This is a genomic window from Streptomyces sp. IMTB 2501, assembly GCF_001953885.1.
Classification (GTDB): Bacteria; Actinomycetota; Actinomycetes; order Streptomycetales; family Streptomycetaceae; genus Streptomyces.
The window spans coordinates 236,868-255,566 of sequence record NZ_MQUS01000012.1; the positions used below are offsets into that span (position 1 = coordinate 236,868).

The following is an 18,699-nucleotide window of genomic DNA, read 5'->3' on the forward strand; positions in this document are numbered from 1 at the left end:
CGGGATGGGTGATTTCGGGGTATGCGCGGGGGCTTCAGGGCCGCGCTCGCGGCTACTCCTCGTCGAGGCCGCGCTCTATGGCGTACCTCACCAGCTCGACCCTGTTGTGCAGTTGGAGCTTGCCGAGGGTGTTCTGCACATGGTTCTGGACCGTGCGGTGGGAGATGACGAGGCGTTCGGCGATCTGCTTGTAGCTCAGGCCCTTGGCGACCAGCCGCAGCACCTCCGTCTCGCGGTCCGTCAGGCGGGGCGCGCCGGGCTCGTCGGTGTCGGGGGCGGGCGCGGGCTCGGAGGCCAGGCGGCGGTACTCGCCGAGGACCAGTCCGGCGAGGCCCGGTGTGAACACCGGGTCGCCGACAGCGGTACGGCGCACGGCGTCGAGCAACTCCTCGGTGGAGGCCGACTTCAGCAGATAGCCGGTCGCGCCGGACTTCACGGCCTCCAGCACGTCGGCGTGCTCACCGCTCGCGGAGAGGACCAGGACGCGCAACGCCGGGTTGTGGCCGACCAGTTCCTTGCACACCTGGACTCCGGGCTTGGCGGGCAGGTTGAGGTCCAGCACGAGGACGTCGGGGGCGGCGGCCCTGGCGCGGCGGACCGCCTGCTCGCCGTCGCCGGCGGTCGCGACCACCGCGAAACCGGACTCGGCCAGGTCCCGGGCGACCGCGTCGCGCCACATGGGGTGATCGTCCACCACCATGACCTTGATCGGGTCCTGCTGATCGCTCATCGACGCTCCGCCTTCGCGTTCTTCGGTACTTTCAGTTCGACTTCCGTGCCCTGTCCGGGGACGGAGATCAGCTCGGCGCTGCCGCCGAGATCGCGCAGCCGCCCCCGGATCGACTGGGCCACGCCGAGCCGGCCCTCGCCCTCGGCCTGGGCGAGCCGGCCCTCGGGGATGCCGGGGCCGTCGTCCCGGACGGTCACGATGATCTCGTCCGGCTCGTCCTCGACCAGGATCCAGGCCCGGGCCTCGCCGCCCGCGTGCTTGCGCACGTTGTCCAGGGCGGCACCGACCGCTGCGGCCAGCTCCCGCGCGGCCGGCCGGGGCAGCTCGACCGGCGCCCCGGGCTCGGCCAGGCTCACCCGGGCACCCACACAGGACGCCAGCAGCGCCCGCAGATCGACCGGACCCTCGTCATCGGGCTCGTCCACCGCTCGTACGACCGCTCCGGCGGAAGCGTCCTCCGAGACCCGGGAGACCGGCACCAGACCGCCGGAGACCAGCGTGCGCAGCGCCACCTCCTGCTCCCCCGCGAGCCGCCCCAGCTCCGCCGCCTCGCCGCCGATGACCGCGCCGCGCCGCTGCACCATCGCCAGCACCTGCAGCACGCCGTCGTGGATGTCCCGGGCCAGCCGCTCCCGCTCCCGGGTCGCCGCCTCGATCTCCAGAGCGCGGGCGAGGGTGCGCTCGGAGGCGCGGGCGACCTCCACGACGTAGCCGATGGCGATCGAGGCCACCCAGACGAGGATCAGGCTGTGCACGGTGTCCCGGGCGGGATGGCCGCGCTCGACCAGGTTGGCGACGGCCACCGCCGTGGAGGCGACGGCGGCCCAGCGCCAGCCGCCCTTGATCGCGAAGGCCAGCACCGCGCCGCCGGTCCATATCGTCGGCAGCGTCGGGCCGCCGTCGAGCGGCTGGTGGCTGTCGGCGAGCGGGGTGAGCAGGATGCCGGCGAGCGCGATGGCCAGATCGGCGATCAGGAAACGCCTGGTGCAGCTCGCCGCGTTCCGCACCTTCGGCAGGGTGGCGAGGGTCCAGACGAACAGGACGGCGAAGTAGCAGACGGCGGTCCAGGGGCGCGCATAGAGGCCGTACCTGGTGGCGCAGAGGGCGATGGCGTACAGCATGGTCAGTACGCGGTAGCCGGCGAGCGCACGCCACAGCGGCAGCTCGACCGACATCCGCATGACGCGCTCGCGCTTGGGCATGTCCCCCGGCCCCCCTTGCTTCCCCGGCCCCTCCGTCAGGCCTCCGTCTTCTTCTCCGCTTCCCTCTCGGCCTTCTCCGCCTTCTCGGCTTCCTTCCCCTTGGCCTTCTCGGCTTCCCGGGCCTCCTTGGCCGCCTTCGCCGCCTCCGCGATCTGCCGCTTGGCGGCGGTCGCGTACATGTCGACGTACTCCTGGCCGGAAAGCTTCATGATCTCGTACATGACCTCGTCGGTCAGGGCGCGCAGGACGAAGCGGTCGTGCTCCATGCCGGCGTAGCGGCTGAAGTCCATCGGCTTGCCGATGCGGATGCCGGGCCGCATCAGCTTCGGCATCACCTTGCCGGGCGGCTGGATCTTCTCGGTGTCGATCATCGCCACCGGGATGACCGGCGCGCCGGTGGCGAGCGCCACGCGCGCGAGGCCACCGGGCTTGCCCCGGTAGAGCCGCCCGTCGGGTGAACGGGTGCCTTCGGGATAGATCCCGAACAACTCGCCGCGCTCCAGCACCTCTATGCCGCTCTTGATCGCGGCCTCGCCGGCGCCGCGCGCCCCGGAGCGGTCCACCGGGAGCTGTCCGACGCCCTTGAAGAAGGCCGCGGTGAGCCGGCCCTTCACGCCCGGAGTGGTGAAGTACTCCGCCTTCGCGATGAAGGTGACCTTGCGGTCCAGGACCGCTGGCAGGAAGAACGAGTCCGAGAAGGACAGGTGATTGCTCGCCAGGATGGCGGCCCCCTCGTCCGGTACGTTCTCCAGGCCTTCCACCCAGGGCCTGAAGGCGACCTTCAGCGGCCCTCCGATGGCGACCTTCATCGTGCCGTACAACACCCGTGTGCCTCCTGTTTCCGTCGAACAGACCTTAACCCGGAGGACCGTCAATGGGCCCGACGACCCTGGTCGGTGTCAGTGCGCTCGCGTACGGTGAAGCACATCCGCGCATTTTTCCCCTCGCCTCCGCCGGCCACCGGTGGGGCCCCTTCAGGAACAGGAGCGTCGAAGGTGCCGGTCCTCCCCGGAGCCGAGCCGTACCGCCACGAGGGCGGGGAAGTGGGGGTCCTCCTCTGCCACGGCTTCACCGGCTCGCCCCAGTCGCTGCGCCCCTGGGCGGAGCACCATGCGGCGCACGGCCTGACCGTGTCGCTGCCGCTGCTGCCCGGCCATGGCACCCGCTGGGAGGACATGCAGGTCACGGGCTGGCAGGACTGGTATGCGGAGGTGGACCGCGAGCTGGCCGAGCTCTCCGAGCGCTGTTCCCGGGTGTTCGTGGCGGGCCTGTCCATGGGCGGCGCCCTGGCGCTCCGGCTCGCGGCCCGGCACGGCGAGCGGGTCGCGGGCGCGGTGGTCGTCAACCCGGCGAACAAGGTGCACGGCCTGTCGGCGTACGCCCTTCCGGTGGCCCGGCATCTCGTGCGGACGACGAAGGGCATCGCCAGCGACATCGCGAAGGAGTGCGCGGCCGAGCTCGGGTACGACCGGGTGCCGCTGCACGCGGCGCACTCGCTGCGCCAGTTCCTGCGCCGGCTGGACGGCGAGCTGCCCCAGGTCACCCAGCCGTTGCTGCTGCTGCGCAGCGCCCAGGACCATGTCGTCCCGGCGGCCGACTCGGCCCGCGTGCTGAGCCGGGTGTCGTCCACGGACGTGACGGAGATCGTGCTGGAACACAGCTACCACGTGGCGACGTTGGACGAGGATGCGGACCGGATCTTCGAGGAGAGCCTCGCCTTCGTCGGCCGGCTCGCACCCAGTCTCGGCAAGGAAGGGACGGCCACAGGTGGCTGAGCACGAGTCCGACCGCGAGGACCGCGAGGGTCGCGAGCCGGACGAGCAGGGCGTGTCCTTCGACGAGGACGCCGCCTGGCGCGCCATCGTCGCCGGGTACGGCGAGGAGCCGCCGGATCCGCCGGGCGCCAGGCCCTTCAGGCCGGTCGAGGATCTGGCACTGCCGGAGCCCGGGAAGGACGCCGAGAGCGACACCGACAAGGCGCCGGTGCGGCCGCTGGGCAGCTCGGTCTCGTTCGCGCCCGGCGTCGGCCCACGCGACTACACGACCTCCCAGCCCGCCGAGGACGACTTCGACGAGGACGACGAGGGCCACTTCGTCCCGCCCGAGCCGCCGCCGCTGCCGACCGCCGACACCACCGCGAAGTTCGCCTGGCTGGGAGTCGTGGGCGGACCGATTCTCCTTCTCCTGGCGGTGCTGCTCGGCTGGGACATGACCTGGTGGCTGACCACCCTCGGCATCGGCGGCTTCCTCGGCGGCTTCGCCGCGCTGGTGATGCGGATGCGCACGGACGACGAGGAGGACGGCGACGATCCGGGGCGGGGCGCGGTGGTCTGAAGATGCGCGGTCCGGGCAAGCGGCTGGGGCCGCGGCGACCCCGGCGGGATGTGCGCCGGAGGAAGCGGGTACGCGGATGGCGCTGCTCGCTGAGAGGAGCCGCGGCGTCTCGAAGCCGACGGCGCTGCCGCGAACGGACAGTCGGACCCGGCTGAAGAGGTGCCCGGCCAAGTCGACGCCGGTGCTGCCGCGCGGTTCGGCCATGGACCGCTTCAGGCCGGCCGGCGTCCGCGCCGGCAACAGGCCCTCACGGTCGCTCAGTTGACTCCTGCTTCTCCGACGCCAGGCCCCCTTGGGCACTTGAGCCGAGTCTCCTGTATTCAGGCCAAGTGGAAGCTAGGCCACCGGTACACGGAGCGCCGCGAGGACGGGGAGGTGGTCCGTGGCCGCGATCAGGTCGGCACTGCTGACGCCCGGCTGGTCCAGCGGGACCCCGCACCCGAGCACCTCGATGCCCTTCGTGGCGAAGACGGCGTCGATACGGCGGTGGGGCTCGCCGTACCTCCAGGTCTCCTCGCCGCCCCAGGGGGCCACGGCCCGGCAGTCCTGAAGGGCGCCGGAGAGCAGCCGGAAGGCGGGGCCGTCGGGGCCCTCATTGAGGTCGCCGCCGGCGATGGCGTGCTCCACACCCATGCCGGCGAGTCGGTCGAGGAGCATCCCGGCCTGCTCGCGGCGTTCGCCCTTCTGCAGGCTCAGGTGGCAGCTGAGTACGCCGACGCGGGCGCCGCCGAATCGGACCACTGCCGTGGCGAAGCCGCGGCGGTGGTGGCCAGGGGTGAGCGGGAGGAGGACGTCTTCCGTGCGTTCGACGGTGGCGCGGAGCGAGCAGAGGATCGCGGGCCCCGCAGCGGTGGCTCCGCCGGTGAGGATCACCTGGCCGGAGTCCGCGGCCAGGCGGGCGAGCTTCTTGCGCCAGCGGAAGAAGCGGGGGGCTTCCTGGACGAGGACCAGGTCGGGAGCGCAGGCGGAGATGACTCTGGCCAGGGCATCCGTGTCGTCGCGCATCGAGCGGATGTTGTAGCTCAGGACGCGGAGGAGGGGTGAACCGTCAGGCTCCGTGCGGGAGTTGGGGAGCAGAGGGGTTGCCATGCCGTCAATTTACGACGCGGGCGGGGTTGGGGCGCCTCATGACTCGGGGCGCGAGGTTCGTGTGCGACTGCCGCGTCGTCGCGGCTTGTCGCGCCCACGCGGCGGAGCCGCATGTTTATACCGCCCCGCGCCCCTGGACAAGTACAGCCCATGTCTGTCACATGATCGGGTCGGGCTCCCGGGCCAGGTCCGCCGCGCCCACCAGGCCCGCCTTGTTGCCCAGCTGGGCCGCGATCACGTCGGCCACCGGGCGCCAGTTGCCGCCGACCAGCCAGCGCTTGTAGGACTTGCGGATCGGGTCGAGGACCAGCTCGCCCTCGTCGGAGAGACCGCCGCCGACGATGAACGCGGACGGGTCGAAGAGGGAGGCCAGGTCGGCCAGGCCCGCGCCCGCCCAGCGGGCCAGCTCACGGTAGGAGTCGACGGCGACCGGGTCGCCCTGGCGGGCGGCCATGGAGATGTGCTTGCCCTCGATGCCCTCGGGGGTGCCGTCGCCGAGCGAGAGCAGCAGCTCCGCGTGCTCGGGGGTGGCGTTGGCACGCTGCTTGGCGTACCTCACCAGCGCCCGCCCCGACGCGTACTGCTCCCAGCAGCCCTGGCTGCCGCAGCCGCACAGCAGGCCGTCCGGGACCATCCGGATGTGACCGAACTCGGCGGCCACCCCGAAGTGGCCGCGGCGCAGCTTGTTGCCGATGATGATGCCGCCGCCGAGGCCGGTGCCGAGGGTGATGCAGATGACATTGCGGTGGCCCTTGCCGGCGCCGAACTTGTACTCGCCCCAGGCGGCGGCGTTGGCGTCGTTCTCGACCACGACCGGGAGGCCCACGCGGGCCTCGACCTTCTCCTTCAGCGGCTCCTGGCGCCAGTCGATGTTCGGCGCGAAGTACACCGTCGAGCGCTGCCGGTTCACATAGCCGGCGGCACCGATGCCCACGCCGACGATGTCGTGCCCCACGCGCGCGCCCTCGACAGCGGCGGCGATGGCGTCCACGATGCCCTCGGGCGTGCCCGGGGTCGGCACCTGGTGGGTCGAGAGGATGTTGCCTTCCTCGTCGACCACACCGGCCGCGATCTTGGTGCCGCCGATGTCGACGCCGATGGTGAGTCCCATGAATCCCTCAGTTTCGGTCGAGCCCCGCTACGGCCAACCGTACCCGAGGCCCTGCCGGGGGACGGCTTCAGTCCAGGTCGATGCGCTCTCCCGGGCCGCTGCCCTCGCCCCGGTCGCGCCGGTCGTCGCGCCACTCGTCCGCCAGGTCGGACGAGCGGGCGGTCCAGCGGTGCTCCTGGGCCTGGACGGCGGAGCGGTAGGCGGCCAGCAGCTCGCCGCCGGCCGCGGCGAGGTGGTCGAAGACGTCCGGGTTGCGCTCCATGACGGGCTCGACGGCGGCCTTGGCCTGCTGGACGACCTGGCGCACCACCTGCTGGGCGGCGGGTCCGGCCAGGCCGCCGAGGAGCGGTGACGGGAGGCCGGACAGCTTCTCGGCCACCGTGTCCACGAGCTTCTTCAGTTCCTCGGCGGCCGAGCCCGGCTGCGGGCCGTGCTCGGCGCGGCGGCGGGCCTTCTCGGCGGCGAGGTCCTCGGCGCAGGCCGTGGCCCAGGCGTCGGCGTCGGTCGCCCGGCCCTGCTCCTCGGACGACTCCTTGGACGAGTCGGTTGCGGGGCGCTCTTCGCTCATGGCGGACTCCTGACTACGGTTCGCCTCTACGACGTTACCCGAACGGGCGTACCCGGTTCATCGTCCGCCGGTGGGCCACAGGTCGGGGTCCGGGGCGAACCGCACGCGCAGCTCGCCCTCGCACAGACCGGCCCCCGCGACGGTGCAGCGGCGCAGGGCGGAGGGCAGCGCGACGATGCGCCGGAAAGATCCCACGGTGATGACGAGTTCGTCGCCGCGCCGGATCAGGTCCAGCTCGTCCCGTATCGCGCCGGGCAGCGGGATGTGCCAGACCAGCACGCCGTCCTCGGCGATCCGGTCGGCCACGGGCCACTCGACCGGGGCGGGTGCCGGATTGACGGCGGGCACGGCGAGGGCGGCGAGGTCGTCGGCGCCGCGCGGGTCGCGGCCGAGGTGCGGTACGGGGTGGACGTCGTACGGCTGCTGCTGCCAGTCGGCGAGCGTCTTGCGCTGCTGGGCGAGCAGGGAGGAGAACCAGCTGTCGGGGGTGGCCTCGGGCAGGGTGCGGTTGGCGATCAGGGCCTCGGTGCGCAGGCCGCGCAGGGCGAGACCGAGGCGGGCGGCGGGTACGGCGTCGGCGCCGGCCGGGCCGGGTTCGGCGACCAGGCGTACGGCGGTGTTCCGGTCGGTGAGGACGGCCTCGACGGCGGCCAGTTCGACGTCCCAGCGGGCGGCCGTCTCGTACAGCCAGTCGGCGGGCATGGGCACGCCGGCCAGCCGGCCGAGGACCGGGCGCAGGGCGCGGGCCGCCTGCCGCTCGGGCGGGAACAGACGGCGCAGATAACGGCGCAGCTCCTCGGCGAGTGCCAGCAGGGCGAGGGCCTGCGGGAGGGGCGGGAGGTCGACGACGAGGAGGTCGTAGCGCTCGCAGAGGGCGGCGTCCCTGAGCGCGCGCAGGAAGGACAGTTCCTCGGCGCCGGGGAGCGGGGTGACCTCCTCGGCGTCCAGACGGGCGGCGCCGAGGAGGTCGAGGACGTTCGCGGCGCGGGTCTGGAAGGCGGTGAGGTCCTCGCGGAACCGGGCGGCCGCGTCGGGGCGCCAGGTGGTGAGGTTCGCGGCGGCTTCCCTGGGGGCCGGTCCTGTCGCGGAGCCCAGCGCGGCACCGGGGGTGTCGGTGCGGTCGGCGCTGAGGAGGAGGGTGCGGGTGCCCTCGCGGGCGGCGGCGAGCGCGGTCGCGGCGGCGATCGTGGTACGACCGCTGCCGCCGGGACCCGTGATCAGGATGGTGCGCATGGAGGTGAACGGTACCGGTGCCTGGCCGGCAGCTCCGCCCGCGTTACCGGGGGCTGCGCCCCCAGACCCCCGCTTCGGCCTGACGGCCTCGTCCTCACTCTCCCTCAGAGGGGGCGCCCCCGGACGGGCTCTTTTCTTCCACCCTCTTCTTCAGACCGGCCAGAGCCCGGTCGATGATGACCTTCTCCGCCTTGCGCTTGATCATGCCGAGCATGGGGATCTTGACGTCGACCGTCAGGAGGTAGGTGACCTCTGTGTAGCCGGGGCCGGTGGGCTTGAGGACGTACGAGCCGTCCAGGGAGCGGAGCATCTGGGACTTGACCAGGGTCCAGGAGACCTCGTTGTCGCCGGTCCAGGTGTAGGCCAGCGTCTGGTCGTCCTTGATCGCCCCCGCGTCCATGACGAGGCGGACCTGCTCGGCGCGGCCGTGGTCGTCGGTCTTGAGGACCTCCGCCTCCTTCACCTCGCCCGTCCAGTCCGGGTAGCGGGCGAAGTCGGCGATCACCCCCATGACGTCGGCCGGTGCCGCCTCGATCGTGATGCTCGAGCTGGTGTGTTCCGCCATCGCCGTGGCTCCTCCAGATGCGGGCCGGTACTGAGGTCGTCGTGCGCACGTGTGTGCAGCGTGAAGGCTACCGCGCCGCCGACCGGCCGCCTTCACCCCATGTCAAACCGGCCATCGGCCGGTCACCATTCGAGCGCCCAGGGGCGGCCCGTGCCCGCGAAGTGGCCCACGTTGACGCACTCGGTCGCGCCGATCCGCATGCGGCGGGCGAGCGGCTGGTGCACATGCCCGAAGAGCGAATAGCGGGGTTTCGTACGGCGGATGGCGTCCAGGAGCGCGCGGCTGCCGCGTTCGAAGCGGCGGGCGACGGTGTCGTAGACCAGCTCGGGGACGTCCGGCGGGATGTGCGTGCACAGCACGTCGACCTCGCCGACCGCCTCGATCTTCGCCGCGTACTCCTCGTCGCCGATCTCGTACGGCGTGCGCATGGGCGTTTTCAGGCCACCGCCGACGAACCCGAAGGTCCAGCCGCCGATCTCGACCCGCTGGCCGTCGAGGACCGTGGTACCGGAGCGGGCGTACTCGCTCCACAGTGGCGGCATGTCGACATTTCCGTATGTGGCGTACGTCGGGGTGGGGAACGCGGCGAACATCTCGGCGTACTGCTTGCGCACCGCCTTCTCGATGGCCCCGGCCCGGTCCGTGCCGATCCCGGCCCACAGCCGGCCGCCGAACTCCCTGGCCTCCTCGAAGCGGCGGGCGGTGCGCAGCTCGACGATCCGGTCCGCGTTCTCCTTGCCGAACAGGTCGGGGAAGATCCCGCGCGAGTGGTCGGCGTAGTCGAGGAAGAGCACAAGGTCGCCGAGGCAGATCAGGGCGTCGGCACCGTCTCCGGCCCGGGCCAGGTCCCGGGCATTGCCGTGCACGTCACTGACCACGTGAACGCGCGTCCTGCGGTTACCGGAGGGTGTGGATGCCATGACGATCAAGGGTAGGCGTGTGCGGTGTACGTGAACAGTGTCGGCCCGGCCTGCGGTTACTCGCCGGTCGGTTCAGCCGTGGACTACTGTGCGCGAAGGAACGCCAACGTGTGTGACGCAGCGAACATCTCGCTCGGACCCCCTGTCGGGAACGCCATACCGACGGGTAACGTCCGGGCAGTCCAGTCGTGCTCTGGATTTCAACCACCGAAGACCCGAGCACCAGCCCGAGCCTTGGACCGCACCGTCGCATCACACAGTGTCGTGGCGCCGGCGCCCTATGAGGAGCAGCAGTCTTGCGCGAGTTCAGCCTTCCGGCTTTGTACGAGGTCCCCGCGGACGGCAATCTGACCGACATCGTCCGCAGAAACGCCGCGCAGCATCCGGACGTCGCCGTCATCGCCCGCAAGGCCGGCGGCACCTGGCAGGACGTGACCGCCCGGGAGTTTCTGGCCGAGGTGCACACCGCCGCCAAGGGCCTCATCGCCGCCGGTGTGCAGCCGGGCGACCGGGTGGGCCTGATGTCCCGCACCCGTTACGAGTGGACGCTCATCGACTTCGCGATCTGGTGCGCGGGCGCGGTCACCGTGCCGGTGTACGAGACCAGCTCGCCGGAGCAGGTGCAGTGGATCCTGTCCGACTCCGGCGCGACCGCGTGCGTCGTGGAACTTCCTGGCCACGCTGCGGCCGTGGAGTCGGTGCGCGAGACGCTGCCCGCCCTCAAGCACGTCTGGCAGATCGAGGCCGGCGGCCTGGAGGAGCTGGCGCGGCTCGGGCAGGACGTGTCGGACGAGACGGTCGAGGAGCGCAGCTCGCTCGCCTGTGCCGACGACCCGGCGACCATCGTCTACACGAGCGGGACGACCGGCCGGCCCAAGGGCTGTGTGCTCACCCACCGCAGCTTCTTCGCCGAGTGCGGGAACATCGTGGAGCGGCTGCGCCCGCTGTTCCGTACCGGTGAGTGCTCGGTGCTGCTCTTCCTGCCGCTCGCGCACGTCTTCGGCCGGCTCGTGCAGATCGCCCCGATGATGGCGCCGATCAAGCTGGGCTGTGTCCCGGACATCAAGCACCTCACCGACGAGCTGGCCGCCTTCCGGCCGACGCTGGTCCTCGGTGTCCCGCGGGTCTTCGAGAAGGTCTACAACTCGGCGCGCGCCAAGGCGCAGGCGGACGGCAAGGGCGCGATCTTCGACAAGGCCGCGGACACCGCGATCGCCTACAGCAAGGCGCTGGACAGCGCCTCCGGCCCGTCGCTCGGCCTGAAGGTCAAACACAAGGTCTTCGACAGGCTGGTCTACAGCAAGCTGCGCGCGGTCCTCGGCGGCCGGGGCGAGTACGCCATCTCCGGCGGCGCCCCGCTGGGCGAGCGGCTCGGCCACTTCTTCCGGGGCATCGGCTTCACGGTGCTGGAGGGCTACGGCCTGACCGAGTCCTGCGCGGCGACCGCGTTCAACCCCTGGGACCGGCAGAAGATCGGCACGGTCGGCCAGCCGCTGCCCGGCTCGGTGATCCGGATAGCGGACGACGGCGAGGTGCTGCTGCACGGCGAGCACCTGTTCAAGGAGTACTGGAACAACCCGGGCGCCACGGCGGAGGCGCTGGCCGACGGCTGGTTCCACACGGGCGACATCGGCACCCTGGACGAGGACGGCTACCTCAGGATCACCGGCCGCAAGAAGGAGATCATCGTCACAGCGGGCGGCAAGAACGTGGCGCCGGCGGTGATCGAGGACCGGATCCGGGCGCACGCGCTGGTGGCGGAGTGCATGGTGGTGGGCGACGGGCGGCCGTTCGTGGGCGCGCTGGTCACCATCGACGAGGAGTTCCTGGGCCGTTGGGCCGAGGAGCACGGCAAGCCGGCGGGTTCCACCGCGGCGTCGCTGAAGGACGACCCGGATCTGATCGAGGCGATCCAGGCGGCGGTCGACGACGGCAACGCCGCGGTGTCGAAGGCGGAATCGGTGCGGAAGTTCCGCATTCTGCCCTCCCAGTTCACGGAGGAGTCGGGCCATCTCACCCCGTCGCTGAAGCTCAAGCGGAGCGTGGTGGCGAAGGACTACACGGCCGAGATCGAGGCCATCTACCAGAAGTAGCGGGCCACGTGCGGCAGTTGGCTCATGGCGCGGTGTCCTCGGCGAGGACCCGCGCCATCGTGCGTTCGGCGAGCGCCGTGATGGTGACGAAGGGGTTCACGCCGATGTTGCCGGGCACGAGCGAGCCGTCGGTGACATACAGCCGGTCGTACCCCTTCACCCGGCCGTAGTCGTCCGTCGCCTTCCCGAGGACACAGCCGCCCAGCGGGTGGTAGGTGAAGTCGTCGGCGAAGACCTTGCTGGTCGGGCCGAACAGGTCGTAGCGGTAGATGGTCGCGTTGGCCAGGTTGATCCGGTCGAACAGCTTCTTGGCCATGCTCACCGACACCGCGCTCTGGGCGGGGCTCCAGCCGAGCTTCACCGCGCCGGAGGCGGAGTCGTAGGTGAAGGAGGCCCGTTCGGGGTTCTTGGTGATGGCCAGGTAGAGGCTGATCCAGTGCTCGAACCCCATGGGCAGCGGGGCGATCTCGGCGAAGACCGGGTTGTCGGTGTTGGCCCAGTCGTCGATGCCCATCACGGGCATGGTGGCCTCGCCCGCGCCCACGGTGTCCCAGATGTGGTTGGCGCGGCCGAGCATGGTGTTGCCGTTGGTTCCCCAGCCCGCGCCCACGTCGGAGTTCAGGTCGGGCAGGGTGCCGGTGTCCCGGGCACGGACGAGGAGTTCGGTCGTACCGAGGCTGCCGCCGCCGAGGAAGAGGTAGGTGCAGCTGTACTGCTTGGTCTCGACCACCGCGCCGGTGATGTCGATCCGGTCGGCGGTCAGGACGTACGAGCCGTCGTCCGCCCTGGTGACCGCCTTGACCTTCTCCAGGGTGTGGATGGTGACGTTGCCGGTGCCCAGGGCGGCGGCCCAGTAGGTCCTGTCGAGGCTGCGCTTGCCGTAGTTGTTGCCGTAGATGACCTCTCCGGCGAGCGCGGACTTCGTGGCCGTGCCGGCGGCCTCCTGCTGCATGTAGCCGAAGTCGTAGACGTTCGGCACGAAGGTGGTCTTCAGGCCCGCGTTGCCGGCGGCCTTCCGGGAGGTGCGGGCGAACCGGTACCAGTCGGTGGACTCGAACCACGCCGGGTCGATGCTGTTGACGCCCAGCATGGCGCGGGCGCGTGGGTAGTACGTGCCGTACATCTCGTCGGCGTCCACGGTCGGGAACTGCTCGGTGAAGTACGACTTCACGGGCGTGACCGCCATGCCGCCGTTGACGAGGGAGCCGCCGCCGACGCCGCGGCCGACGTAGACGGACATGTTGTCGTAGTGGACGCGGTCCAGGACGCCGGGATAGGGGCTGATGTCCTTGTTGACCACGTCCAGCCAGAGGAAGGCGGCGAGCGGGGCCTCGGTGCGGGTGCGGAACCACATGGAGCGCTGGTCGGGGGCGGAGGTGGAACAGAACACCTTGCCGTCACTGCCGGCGGTGTTCCACAGCCGGCCCATTTCGAGGACGACGGTACGGATGCCGGCCTGGCCGAGACGGAGGGCGGCGACCGCGCCGCCGTAGCCGGAGCCGATGACTATCGCCGGGGCCGATTCGACTGCGTCGGGCTCGGCGGCGTGGGCGGACTGGAGTCCGATGCGGGCGAATCCGAGGGTGGCCGCGGTCTGCAGGGCGGCCATACCGAGTATGTGACGTCTTGTCAGCTGACGTCTCATCAGGTTTGCTGTCATGGGCGCAGCATGGGCGGATTTTTCGGTTCCGCCAAGGGAAATGGCGCGTTCTGGGGCGAGGGGTGCGCTTCGTCGGCGACCGCGGATCCATCGTGGCCTGTCGCACCCACGCGGCGGACCCGCATACCGACACAGCCCCGCGCCGGCTCGGCTTCGCTCGCGCGGCGGGGGGCCGGACGTCGCGCGTCCGGCCGGGGAGGTGGCACAGGCTCCAAGGGTGTTTGTCCTACAGCACGTCTTTGAGCCTCTCGGCGAGCAGGTCCCAGCGCCATCTCTCCTCGACCCACTGGCGGCCTCGCTCGCCCATGCGGCGGCGCAGGCCGGGGTCCGCCAGCAGGGGCAGGATGCGGTCGGCCGTCTCCTCGGGAGAGCCTCCCCTGACGACCCAGCCGGTCTCCCCGTCCAGGACCGCGTCCGGGGCGCCGCCGGAGTCGCCGGCCACGACGGGCAGGCCCGTCGCCGACGCTTCCAGGTAGACGATCCCCAGGCCCTCCACGTCCAGGCCGCCTCGCCGCGTGCGGCAGGGCATGGCGAAGACGTCGCCTGCGCCGTAGTGGGCCGGGAGCTCGGACCAGGGGACGGCCCCGGTGAAGCGGACGGAGGACTCTACGCCGGTCTCGCGGGCGAGGCGGCGCAGGTCCTGTTCGTAGGGACCGCCGCCGACGACGAGCAGGACGGTGTCGGGCTCGGCCGCGAGGATACGGGGCATGGCCTGGATCAGGGTGTCCTGGCCCTTGCGCGGGACCAGCCGGGAGACGCAGACCACGACCGCGCGGTCGGTGAGGCCGAGGCGGGCGCGGACCTCGTCGCCACCGGAGCCGGGGTGGAAGGTCTTCTCGTCGACGCCGGGCGGCAGCTGGACCATGCGAGCGGCCGCCGCCGGGGTGAGCGCGGTGGCGATGCGGGAGCGGGTGTACTCACCCAGATAGGTGATCGTGTCCGTCGATTCACCGATCCGGCGCAGCAGCTGCCGGGCGGCAGGCAGCTGGGCCCAGCCGGCCTCGTGGCCGTGGGTGGTGGCCACCAGCCGCTCGGCGCCGGCCTTGCGCAGGGCCGGCGCCATGAGGCCGAGCGGGGCCGCCGCGCCGAACCACACGGAGGTGCACCCGTGCTCGCGCAGCAGCCCGACCGCCCGCCGGGTCGCCTGCGGGGTGGGCAGCAGCATGGTCGTACGATCGCGTACGACGGTGAAGGGCTGCTCGGCGTCGAAGGCGGCCGTGGCCTCGGTGCCCTCCCGGCCGCGCTTCCAGGTGGAGGCGTAGACGACCAGCCGGCCGGGGTCCAGGCGGAGCGCCATGTTGTGCAGGAAGGCCTGGATACCGCCCGGCCGGGGCGGGAAGTCGTTGGTGACGATCAGGGTCTTGTGCATCGCCGCCGACCCTACCGAACGGGCTGTCGCCGACCGGATCGGACGGGCTCCGGGCGGCCGGACCGAATGGGGCGTCCACGACCGGGCGCGGCCGAGTCTGTGGCAGGGGCACAGCCGGTCAGGACATCATGGTCGCGCGGAACCGGACACCGAGGCGAACACCGAAGCGGGCATCGAACGGCAAGGGGATCACGTGGAGACCAAAGGCGCCGGGCGGTCCCTGGCATGGCTGCTCGCGACCTGGGTGGTCACCCGTGCGGTGCTGCTGCTGTTCGTCTTCGGGGTGTACGCCTTCTCGGACCTGGACGTCACTTCCGATGTGTCGGTGATCTACCGGGGCTGGTACGAGGTACTGCGCCAGGGGACGTTTCCGCTGGACGACGTGACCTGGCAGTACCCGCCGGCCGCCGCCCTCGCGATACTCTCCCCCGCCGCCCTGCCCTTCCTGTCGTACGCGCACGCCTTCTTCCTGCTGGCATTCCTCGCGGACGTGCTGGTCATGGCGCTGCTGGTCTATCCGGGGCGGCGCCCCGACCGGTCCCTGCGCGGCGCCTGGGTGTGGGTGGCCGGCGTGCCGCTGCTCGGCCCGACCGTGTACGCCCGCTACGACGTGATGGTGACCGCGGTGGCCGTGGCGGCGGTGGTCGCCGGGGTCCGGCATCCGCGGGTGATGGGCGCGCTGACCGCGCTGGGGGCGCTGCTGAAGGTGTGGCCGGTGCTGCTGCTGGTGGGCTGCTTCCGGCGGCGGGCGTGGGCGTCGGCGGCGGTGACGACGTCCGGGATCGCGGCGCTGTTCGCGGTGTCCATGCCGGGTGCCTTCGCCTTTCTGACCTTCCAGCGGGACCGGGGCACCGAGGTGGAGTCGCTGGGCGCCCTGGTCTTCCATGTGGCCCGGCACTTCGGCTGGCAGGGTCAGGTGCTGCTGAACTACGGGTCGGTCGAGTTCCTGGGCCCGCATGTGGACCTGGTCAGTACGGCGGCGCTGGCACTGACCGGGGCCGCGTTCGGCTGGCTGCTGCTGTGGCGGCTGCGCGCCGCCCGAAGGGCGCCGCACACGCTCGCGGAGGCGGCCTTCACCGCCGTCCTGATGTTCACGGTCACCAGCCGGGTGATCAGCCCGCAGTACCTGGTGTGGCTGGTCGGACTGGCGGCGGTCTGTGTGTCGTACCGGGCGAGCCGGATGGGGGCGCCCGCGCTGATGGTGGTGGCCGCGTCCCTCGCGACGGTCCTGGAGTTCCCGTTCGGCTTCGCGCACGTGGTGACGAGCGACCGGTACGGCGTTCTGCTGCTGGCGGTGCGCAACGGCCTGCTGGTCGCGGCCTCGCTGACGGCGGCCCGCCGGCTGTGGCGCTCGACCGTGCCCCCGGCCCCCGCCGCGCCGCTGCCGCCGCAGCCGTCCCGGCGGCGCAAGGCCCCGGTCTCCCCCTGATCTTCCCCTGGTCTTCCCCCGGGGCGTTCAGGCGAGCTGCGTCCTGACGTACTCCTGCCAGCGCTCGGTGAACGCCCGCACGGTGGTGCCGAGGACCTTCTTCAGCGCGTCCTCGACCGCGCCCCGCCGCTGCTCGTGGGCGCCGACGGCGCGGTAGAAGGCGTCGAGCCGGGCCGCGCCCCAGTGGTCGGCGATCATCCGGCAGGCCAGCCAGCCGCCCTCGTAGGCCTGGGCCAGCTCGGTGGGGTCGCTGGTGAAGCCGAAGTCCTTGTCGGTGGGGAGCGAGGCCGGGGCGTGGCCGTCCCGGACGGCGCGGGTCAGCTCCGGCGCGGCCTCGGTGGGGGTGCGGCCGGTGCCGAGGTAGCCGATCCAGTCCGCGTAGCCCTCGGAGAGCCACAGCGGAGTCGCGGCGGTGGTGTCCGCGCGGGTGGCCACATGCGTGGTCTCGTGGGTGAGCACCACCTGCTTGCCGAGGTCGCCGAGGACGGCGTACGCCTCCGGGTTGACGACCACCCGGTCCGCGGGCGCCTGGCCGGATCCGCCCGCCTCACCGGTGGTGACGGCGGCGATGCCGCGGTAGTTCGCGGCCGGTGAGCCGAGGAGCCCCGCCATGTCCGCCAGGGAGCGCGGGACGAGGACGACGACATGGCGGCTCCAGCGGGTCCCCCAGGCCCGGGAGACAGCCGGTACGGCATGGTCGGCCAGTGTGGCGTACCGGCGCAGCTCGGCGGCGGTACGGCCGGCGCCCAGCACCAGGCTGTGCGCGCCCTCGACGGCGGTCACCGGACCCTGGTCCCACAGCTGCTGCCCGGCCTGCTCGGCTGGCTTGTCGGAGCTGACGTACCACCCCCCGTCGGCGGTACGGCCGAGGGTGAGGGTGCGGCGGGCGTCGACCGGGGCCCTGTCGTACCCGGCGACGCGGTAGCTCAGGTCGGCGTCGGCGGTGGCGCCGGAGGAGCTGGTGCGCACGTCGGTGACCCGGTAGGTCCAGGAGGCCAGCGGGAGGGCGCGCAGCCGGGTGTACTCGGTGCGGGTGCCCGTCGCCCCGTACGCCGTCTCGTCGTGGTCGAGGAGGGCGGCGGAGCGCCGGTCGAGCAGGTGCTGCACCTCGCTGCGGGCGGAGTCGGCCGGCGTGCCACCACACCCGGCCAGGGGCAGCAGCAGCCCGAGCCCCACGGCCCCGATGCTCCACGCCCGTCTGCGACCAGCCACTTCCCGATCCTAGGGCCTGTGTGACAATTCCCGTCTGCCGCGCTCCGGGCGGACGACGGGCATTGTCACACAGGCTCTGACGGCGAGCGGGGCGATCAGGGCCTGGTGACCGACGAGATCGGCATCATCCCGACCGGGTCGTAGCGCACCGCCGCTCCCGGATAGGGCGCGTGGATGACCTGTCCGTGGCCCACGTACATCCCCACATGGCTGGCGTCGGAGCGGTAGACCACCAGGTCGCCGGGGCGGGCCTCGGAGAGCGGGATCTGCCGGCCGGCGAAGCGCTGCTCCTGCGAGGTGCGCGGCAGCTCCATCCCGGCGTGCGCGTACGACCACTGCATCAGGCCCGAGCAGTCGAAGCCGGCGGGGCCGCTGGCACCCCACATGTACGGGCGGCCGAGGGCGGAGCGGGCGGCGGCCACCGCGGCGGCGGCGCGGGCGTCGGGGGCTTCGGAGCCGAAGACGCCGGTCAGGTCGGGCAGGTCGAGGCGGCCGGAGCCGTCGTCGCGCGAGGCCCGGTCGAATGCGGCGCGATCGTGGGCCGGCATCGCGTTGAGCACCTGCCGTGCCGTGGCCAGTTTCTTCTCCACGGTCCGCTTGTGCGCGGCCACGGCCTTGCGGCTCTTGTCCAGCGCGGCGAGCTTCCCGGCCGTCTCCGCGCGCTCCTGGGCCAGCTCCCGCAGCGCCGACTGCAACTCCCGCAGCTGACTTGCCTGCTGGACGCTGATGCGGTCGAGGGTGGTCGCCTTGTCGAGGTAGCCGGCGGGGTCCGCGGAGAAGAGCAGCGCGACGGTCGGGTCGATGGCCCCCGAGCGGTACTGGGCGCCGGCCAGCGAACCGAGCTGCTCGCGCAGGGTGTTGATGTGCTGCTGCTGCCGGGCGATGAGGTCCTGGGCGCCCTGCACCTCGTGACGCAGCGTGTCCGCCCGTTCCTGGGCCTTGTCGAAGGCCTGGGTCGCCTGCTCGGCCTCCTGGTAGAGCCGGTCCACCTCGGCACGGGTGTCGCTGTGCGGGGCCGCGTGCGCGGGTACGGCGCCGAGCGCGGCGGCCGCGGCCGACAGCATGCACAGGGCGACGGCTCCCCGGTCGAACCCGGACGAGGCAAGGCGGCGATGAGACCCCACGGCAGTCCTTCTGCTGGCGGACACGGACCGCTCCCCCGGCGCCTGGGGACGGGGAGGCCC

At 72.0% G+C, this 18,699-nt stretch carries 17 protein-coding genes; 4 read left to right on the forward strand and 13 right to left on the reverse strand.

Annotation, left to right across the window (positions count from 1 at the left end):
- Window positions 1-52: 52 nt before the first annotated feature.
- The 3 genes from AV521_RS22275 to AV521_RS22285 are packed head-to-tail and all read right to left on the reverse strand — an operon-like array spanning window position 53 to window position 2,741.
- The gene (locus tag AV521_RS22275; protein WP_076090231.1) at window positions 53-730 is read right to left on the reverse strand and encodes a response regulator transcription factor; all 678 of its coding nucleotides are present in this window, start codon (window positions 728-730) and stop codon (window positions 53-55) included.
- Complete coding sequence (gene macS / locus AV521_RS22280; RefSeq protein ID WP_076090232.1) at window positions 727-1,932, reverse strand: MacS family sensor histidine kinase; 1,206 nt, start codon at window positions 1,930-1,932, stop codon at window positions 727-729. The genes AV521_RS22275 and macS overlap by 4 nt, the downstream gene beginning before the upstream one ends.
- A 35-nt stretch (window positions 1,933-1,967) precedes the next feature.
- On the reverse strand, window positions 1,968-2,741 hold the full coding sequence (locus AV521_RS22285) for a 1-acyl-sn-glycerol-3-phosphate acyltransferase (protein WP_076090276.1): 774 nt from the start codon (window positions 2,739-2,741) through the stop codon (window positions 1,968-1,970).
- A gap of 186 nt (window positions 2,742-2,927) precedes the next feature.
- Between AV521_RS22285 and AV521_RS22290 the strand changes: the two genes are divergently transcribed.
- Window positions 2,928-3,707, forward strand: a complete 780-nt coding sequence (locus AV521_RS22290; protein WP_076090233.1) for a carboxylesterase — start codon at window positions 2,928-2,930, stop codon at window positions 3,705-3,707.
- On the forward strand, window positions 3,700-4,266 hold the full coding sequence (locus AV521_RS22295; RefSeq protein WP_076090234.1) for a hypothetical protein: 567 nt from the start codon (window positions 3,700-3,702) through the stop codon (window positions 4,264-4,266). Before AV521_RS22290 ends, AV521_RS22295 begins: the two co-directional genes overlap by 8 nt.
- Before the next feature lie 336 nt (window positions 4,267-4,602).
- Here AV521_RS22295 and AV521_RS22305 read toward each other — a convergent pair whose 3' ends face one another.
- The 6 genes from AV521_RS22305 to AV521_RS22330 all read right to left on the reverse strand — a co-directional run bounded on the left by AV521_RS22305 (window position 4,603) and on the right by AV521_RS22330 (window position 9,752).
- A complete protein-coding gene (locus tag AV521_RS22305) occupies window positions 4,603-5,355 on the reverse strand; it encodes an endonuclease/exonuclease/phosphatase family protein (protein ID WP_076090236.1) in 753 nt (250 codons plus the stop codon).
- 157 nt (window positions 5,356-5,512) lie between these two features.
- Window positions 5,513-6,466, reverse strand: coding sequence for an ROK family glucokinase (locus AV521_RS22310; RefSeq protein ID WP_076090237.1), 954 nt, complete (start codon window positions 6,464-6,466; stop codon window positions 5,513-5,515).
- A 67-nt stretch (window positions 6,467-6,533) separates the two neighbouring features.
- Window positions 6,534-7,034, reverse strand: a complete 501-nt coding sequence (locus AV521_RS22315; RefSeq protein ID WP_076090238.1) for a DUF5304 domain-containing protein — start codon at window positions 7,032-7,034, stop codon at window positions 6,534-6,536.
- Window positions 7,035-7,091: 57 nt separating this feature from the next.
- Window positions 7,092-8,267, reverse strand: a complete 1,176-nt coding sequence (locus AV521_RS22320) for an ArsA family ATPase (protein ID WP_076090239.1) — start codon at window positions 8,265-8,267, stop codon at window positions 7,092-7,094.
- 94 nt (window positions 8,268-8,361) lie between these two features.
- On the reverse strand, window positions 8,362-8,832 hold the full coding sequence (locus AV521_RS22325; protein ID WP_076090240.1) for an SRPBCC family protein: 471 nt from the start codon (window positions 8,830-8,832) through the stop codon (window positions 8,362-8,364).
- A gap of 122 nt (window positions 8,833-8,954) precedes the next feature.
- Window positions 8,955-9,752: a metallophosphoesterase gene (locus tag AV521_RS22330; RefSeq protein ID WP_076090241.1), complete on the reverse strand. Its 798-nt coding sequence runs from the start codon at window positions 9,750-9,752 to the stop codon at window positions 8,955-8,957.
- A gap of 296 nt (window positions 9,753-10,048) precedes the next feature.
- Between AV521_RS22330 and AV521_RS22335 the strand changes: the two genes are divergently transcribed.
- Window positions 10,049-11,845 (forward strand): long-chain fatty acid--CoA ligase, encoded by a 1,797-nt coding sequence (locus AV521_RS22335; protein ID WP_076090242.1) that lies wholly within the window; start codon window positions 10,049-10,051, stop codon window positions 11,843-11,845.
- Between the two features lie 22 nt (window positions 11,846-11,867).
- Here AV521_RS22335 and AV521_RS22340 read toward each other — a convergent pair whose 3' ends face one another.
- The gene (locus AV521_RS22340) at window positions 11,868-13,454 is read right to left on the reverse strand and encodes a GMC oxidoreductase (RefSeq protein ID WP_076090243.1); all 1,587 of its coding nucleotides are present in this window, start codon (window positions 13,452-13,454) and stop codon (window positions 11,868-11,870) included.
- 277 nt (window positions 13,455-13,731) lie between these two features.
- Window positions 13,732-14,874, reverse strand: a complete 1,143-nt coding sequence (locus AV521_RS22345) for a glycosyltransferase family 4 protein (RefSeq protein WP_076090244.1) — start codon at window positions 14,872-14,874, stop codon at window positions 13,732-13,734.
- A 193-nt stretch (window positions 14,875-15,067) separates the two neighbouring features.
- On the opposite strand from AV521_RS22345, the gene AV521_RS22350 reads away from it, so the two are divergent.
- Window positions 15,068-16,303: a glycosyltransferase family 87 protein gene (locus AV521_RS22350; protein ID WP_076090277.1), complete on the forward strand. Its 1,236-nt coding sequence runs from the start codon at window positions 15,068-15,070 to the stop codon at window positions 16,301-16,303.
- Between the two features lie 27 nt (window positions 16,304-16,330).
- Here AV521_RS22350 and AV521_RS22355 read toward each other — a convergent pair whose 3' ends face one another.
- Complete coding sequence (locus AV521_RS22355) at window positions 16,331-17,515, reverse strand: hypothetical protein (RefSeq protein WP_256725650.1); 1,185 nt, start codon at window positions 17,513-17,515, stop codon at window positions 16,331-16,333.
- A 95-nt stretch (window positions 17,516-17,610) separates the two neighbouring features.
- Entirely contained in the window at window positions 17,611-18,639 is a 1,029-nt protein-coding gene (locus AV521_RS22360; RefSeq protein ID WP_179023297.1) for an NlpC/P60 family protein, read from the reverse strand.
- Between the last annotated feature and the right edge of the window lie 60 nt (window positions 18,640-18,699).